This window comes from Streptomyces monashensis (assembly GCF_001866665.1).
Taxonomy (GTDB): domain Bacteria; phylum Actinomycetota; class Actinomycetes; order Streptomycetales; family Streptomycetaceae; genus Streptomyces; species Streptomyces monashensis.
Genome location: NZ_MLYO01000086.1, coordinates 1 through 5,806 on the forward strand (window position 1 = coordinate 1; position 5,806 = coordinate 5,806).

Here is a 5,806-nt window from a genome sequence, read left to right on the forward strand (position 1 = left end):
TCGGCCCAGCCCCCTCCTCGCCGACCTGGCCGATCTCGCCGACCTCGGCGGCCCCACCGGCACCGACGCCGTCGAGAAGAACGAGAAGAAGACGACCGAGGACGTCCGGGCCGTCCTGACGGCACGCTTGGCACAGCGACCCGAGAAGGAGCGTCTGCGGGCTTTGCGGGAACTGGTCCGCGAGCGGGCGGGCGTGGTGCTCGGTCGCACCTCACGCTCCGCCCTGGACCTCAACCGTCCTTTCAAGGACGTGGGTTTCGACTCCCTCACCGCCGTTGAACTGCGCAACCAAATCCATGCCGAGACAGGACTGCGGCTGCCGTCGACCCTGGTCTTCGACCACCCCACCCCACGCCACCTCGCCGACCACCTCCATGACGAGCTGTTCGGTCAGATGCGGGCCACGGAGACGGAGCCCGTAACGAGTCGTCGGGGGGCGGAGAACGACGAAGAGACGTTCCGCAGCGCGCTCGCCGCGATCCCCTTCTCCCGTTGGGAGGAGAGCGGCCTGCTGACAGCGGTGCTGTCCCTGGCGGACAGCGGCACGCCCGATCAGTCGCAGAACACGGACGAACCCGCATCCGGCGCGATCGAGGCCATGGACGTCGACGCACTCGTTCAACTGGCCCTGGGCGACTCCGCTTCCTGACACACCTTCCCGCCGCCCCTCCGCCACGACCTCCCGTCCGCCCGCGAACGGGCCATGAACCAGTGGAGTTTGAGCATGTCCACCTCCGAAGAGCGCGTGGTCGCCGCCCTGCGTGCCTCCCTGACCGAGAACGAGCGTCTGCGCCGTCGCAACGACGAACTCAGCCGGGCAGCGACCGAACCGATCGCCATCATCGGCATGGCCTGCCGCTACCCCGGTGACGTCACCGACCCGGTACAACTGTGGGACCTCGTCGCGGCCGGCATCGACGCCGTCACGCCGTTCCCCGCGGACCGCGGCTGGGACACGGCCGGCGACGTCTCCTCGGACGCCGTGGGACAGGGCGGATTCGTCACCACGGCCACCGAATTCGACGCGGCCTTCTTCGGAGTGTCACCGCGCGAGGCGGTGGCGATGGACCCGCAGCAGCGCCTCATCCTGGAGACGTCCTGGGAGGCGCTGGAGCGTGCCGGCCTCGAACCCACCTCCGTGCGCGGCAGCCGCACCGGTGTCTTCGTCGGATGCAGCAACCAGAACTACGGCGCCGTCTCGGGGGACGACCTGCCGGAGGGCATCGCGGGCCACTTGCTGACCGGCAACGCCGCGAGCGTCGTCTCGGGCCGGGTGTCGTACGTCCTCGGCCTGGAGGGACCGGCGGTCACGGTCGACACGGCCTGCTCCTCCTCGCTGGTGGCCCTGCACCTGGCCGCCCAGGCGCTGCGCGCGGGCGAATGCGACCTGGCCCTCGCCGGCGGCGTCACCGTGATGTCCACCCCGGACGTCTTCGCCGAGTTCGACCGTCAGGGTGGTCTGGCGGGTGACGGCCGGTGCAAGGCGTTCGCGGAGGAGGCGGACGGTACCGGCTGGGGCGAGGGTGCCGGTGTCCTGCTGGTGGAGCGGCTCTCGGACGCCGTGGCACGCGGCCATCGCGTGTTGGCGGTGGTGCGGGGTTCGGCGGTGAATCAGGATGGTGCGTCGAACGGTCTGACGGCTCCGAACGGTCCGTCGCAGCAGCGCGTGATCCGGGCCGCGCTTGAGGCGGCGGGTGTGTCTGCTGCTGATGTGGATGTGGTGGAGGCGCACGGTACGGGCACGAAGCTGGGGGACCCGATCGAGGCGCAGGCGCTGCTCGCCACGTACGGGCAGGGGCGCGAGAGTGAGCGTCCATTGTGGCTGGGGTCGGTGAAGTCCAACATCGGTCACACCCAGGCCGCCGCCGGTGTGGCCGGTGTGATCAAGATGGTGGAGGCCCTGCGGCACGGTGTGCTGCCGGCGACCTTGCATGTGGGGCAGCCGTCCTCACACGTGGACTGGTCGGCGGGAGACGTACGACTGCTCACCGAGCAGCGACAGTGGCCCGATACCGGTCGCCCCCGCCTGGCGGGAGTCTCGGCCTTCGGAGTCAGCGGTACCAATGCGCACGTCATCCTGGAACAGGCCCCGATTCCGGAACCTCAGCCCGACGCCCGCCCCGCCGACTCGCCCTCCGCACCGGCGGCCTGGCTTCTCTCCGGCCGGACCGAGGAGGCCCTGCGCGCCCAGGCGCGTTCTCTCGCGACCTTCGCCGACCGTCACCCCGACATCGCACCCGGCCGTGCGGCACTGTCCCTCGCCACGACGCGGACGCACTTCGAACATCGAGCCGTGCTCATCACCGAGAACGGTACCGGTCCGATCGAGGCCCTCAACGCCGTTACGAACGGCCTCGTTTCATCGGACACGATCGTCGGCCGGGACCGTGGAGACTCGCGGCAGGCGTTCCTGTTCTCGGGTCAGGGTGCGCAGCGGTTGGGGATGGGGCGTGAGTTGTACGAGGCCTTCCCGGTGTTCGCGGAGGCTTTCGACGCGGTGTGCGCTCATGTGGGTGCGGAGTTGCGTGATGTCGTCTTCGGTGGGGACGTGGAGCGGCTGGGTCGTACGGAGTGGGCGCAGCCTGCGTTGTTCGCGGTCGAGGTGGCGTTGTTCCGTCTGGTGGAGTCGTTCGGGGTGCGTCCTGATGTCCTGATCGGGCATTCGATCGGTGAGGTCGCTGCGGCGCATGTGGCGGGTGTGTTGTCGCTGGGGGATGCCTGCGCTCTGGTGGTGGCGCGTGGCCGGCTGATGCAGGAGTTGCCGGCCGGTGGTGTGATGGTGGCGGTGGAGGCCGCCGAGGAGGAAGTGGCCCCGCTGGTCGAAGGCCGTGCGGACGAGGTGTCGATCGCCGCGGTCAACGGTCCCCGCGCGGTCGTGATCGCGGGTGTGGAGTCGGCGGTCGTCGAGGTCGCCGAAGAGCTGAAGGCGCGGGGGCGGCGGACGTCGCGTCTGCGGGTCTCGCACGCCTTCCACTCGCCGTTGATGGAGCCGATGCTCGACGCCTTCCGCCGCGTCGCCGAAGGCGTCAGCTACGCCGCACCGTCGGTCCCGGTCGTTTCGAACGTGACCGGACAGCTTGCTGTGGACGGGGAGTTGGCGTCGGCGGATTACTGGGTGCGGCATGTCCGTGAGGCGGTGCGCTTCGCCGATGGCGTGGCCGCGCTCGTCGCCGAGGGTGTGACGCGTTTCCTGGAGATCGGACCCGACGGCACCCTCACCGCCCTCGCGCAGAGCTGCGTTCCGGACGACGACGCCGGTGACGCACTGTTCGTACCGATGCTCCGTAAGGAGGGTGCCGAACGCCTGGCCGTGCTGCGGGCGATGGCGACGTTGCACGTCGACGGCGGGGAGATCGACTGGGCGGCGGTGCTCGGAGGCGATGAAGGTGTCGAGTCTGTCGATCTGCCGACGTATCCGTTCCAGCGGCAGCGCTATTGGCTCGCCCCGAACGAACCCTCTCCCGGTGGCGCGTTGGGCCCGTCACGGGTGTCCGCCGTCGTGGACGCCGAGTTCTGGGCGGCCGTGGAGAACGCGGACCTGCCGACTCTGGCGGCGGATCTCGACCTCGCCCAGGACACGCTCGGGCCGGTGGTCCCGGCGCTGTCGAAGTGGTATCGCCGCCGACAGGAGCGGGCGGTAGTCGACGCCCTGCGCTATGAGGTGTCCTGGCGGCCGCTGACCCGGGACGACGAGGTCACGTCTGCGAGGGGTGCGTCCCGCACCGGGAACTGGGTCGTTCTGATCCCGTCCGATGCGGACGCCGGCCCCCGTGAGACCGCGTACGGCCTCGCCTCCGCTCTCCGCACGCAGGGACTGACCCCGCGCGTCGTCGAAGTGGCCGCCGCCGATCCCGCGGCCTGTGCCGAGGCACTTGGCGTTCCCGCCGACGGAACCGAGACGCCCGACGCTCCCCGCAACCTGGACGGAGTGCTCTCCCTCCTCGGATTCGCCACGTCCGCCGAACCGGTGGTGGGGACACTGAACGCGTTGCGCGCGCTGGGGGATTCGCGTCTCCCGGGCGTACGACTCTGGGCTGTCACCCAAGGTGCCGTCGCGGTCGACAGAACCGAACGCGTTGCCCGTATGTCCCACAGCGCGGTATGGGGGCTGGGGCGCGTCGCAGCGCTGGAACACCCGGATGTCTGGGGTGGGTTGGTCGACCTGCCCGAGCGTGTCGACGACCGGGCGTACGCCCGCCTCGCGCACGCGCTGACACACCTTCAGGGTGGCGAGGACCAACTCGCCGTCCGCGCCCATGGTGTCTTCGGCCGACGGCTCGTGCAGTCCGCGCCGTTGCCGCGGCAAGCTCCCCGCTGGGAGCCGAACGGGACCGTGCTGATCACCGGGGGTACCGGCGCTCTGGGCGCACAGGTGGCTCGCTGGGTGGTGGAGCGCGGTGCCCGGGATCTCATCCTGGTCGGCCGCAGCGGCGAAGCCGCACCTGGTGCCGACGAGCTGCGCGCCGAGCTGGAACGAGCGGGCGCACGGGTCACGCTGCGCGCCCTGGACGTCTCCGTTCGCGCGGACCTCGCCTCGCTCCTTGCGGAGCACCCCGTCGATGCCGTCTTCCACGCTGCCGGAGTCCTCGACGACGCCACGCTGCTGGCGACGGATGCCGAACGCATCGAGCGGGTGATGCGGCCCAAGGCGTCGGCCGCCTGCCTGCTCGACGAACTTACCCGTGACCACGATCTCTCGGCGTTCGTTCTGTTCTCCTCGCTGGCCGGAACGCTCGGGAGCCCGGGACAGGGCGCCTACGCGGCCGCCAATGCGGCCCTGGACGCCCTCGCCGAGCGGCGTCGGGCCGACGGTTTGCCCGCGACTTCCATCGCCTGGGGGCCGTGGGCAGGGGACGGGATGGCCGGCGAGTCCGGCAGCCGCCGCCGGAACCAGGGCGCCGTGACGGCACTCGCTCCCCAACTCGCCCTGTCCGCCCTCGGGGCGGTACTGGACGCGGGGCACACCACCCAGCTGGTCGTGGACGCCGACTGGACGCGGTTCGTTCCCGCGTTCACGGCGACTCGTCCCAGCTCCCTCCTCTCCCGCCTCGCCGTACCCGTCGTCACCTCCGCACCGGGCGGTGCCGCGCGAGTCGGCGAGGCCGACGACAGCCTGCGGTCACGCATAGCGGACCTGCCGCGTACGGCCGGGATGCGCCTCGTGCTGGACGAGGTGCAGCGGCTGGCGGCCGTCGTGCTGGGGTACGCCGACGCCGAACAGGTCGGTGCGGAGCGGGCGTTCCGGGATCTGGGTGTGGACTCGTTGATCGCGGTGGAGCTGCGCAACGTCCTGGCCGCGGTCTCGGGTGTCGCGCTTCCTGCCACGGTCGCCTTCGACCATCCGACACCGCAGGCTCTGGCCGCCTTCCTCTACAGCGAGTTGTCCGGGAACGAGGCCGCCACCGCTGCCACGTCGGACAGAGCAGCCGTGACGGCGGTGGACGAGCCGGTGGCGATCGTGGGTATGGCGTGCCGTTTCCCCGGTGGTGTGGAGACGCCCGAGGATCTGTGGGATCTGGTGGCCAACGGGCGTGACGGCATTGGCGACTTCCCCACCGACCGTGGTTGGGCCGCGCTGGAGACCGTCTACGACCGTTACGCGAACGAGGACGGCACGGCCCCCGGGTTCGTCCGGCAGGGTGGGTTCCTGTCGGGTGTGGGTGGGTTCGATGCGGAGTTCTTCGGGGTGTCGCCGCGTGAGGCGTTGGCGATGGATCCGCAGCAGCGGTTGTTGTTGGAGACGTCGTGGGAGGCGGTGGAGCGGGCGGGGATCGATCCTGGGTCGTTGCGGGGGAGTCGTACGGGT

At 70.7% G+C, this 5,806-nt stretch carries 2 protein-coding genes; both read left to right on the forward strand.

All coding sequences use genetic code 11. From position 1 onward, the window contains the following. Nucleotides 1-649 (forward strand): acyl carrier protein (locus BIV23_RS39825; RefSeq protein ID WP_143079217.1); only part of this gene is annotated, 649 nt, incomplete at its 5' end. A gap of 75 nt (nucleotides 650-724) precedes the next feature. Then, the coding region (locus BIV23_RS53415; RefSeq protein ID WP_281250202.1) for a type I polyketide synthase at nucleotides 725-5,806 on the forward strand (5,082 nt) is incomplete at its 3' end.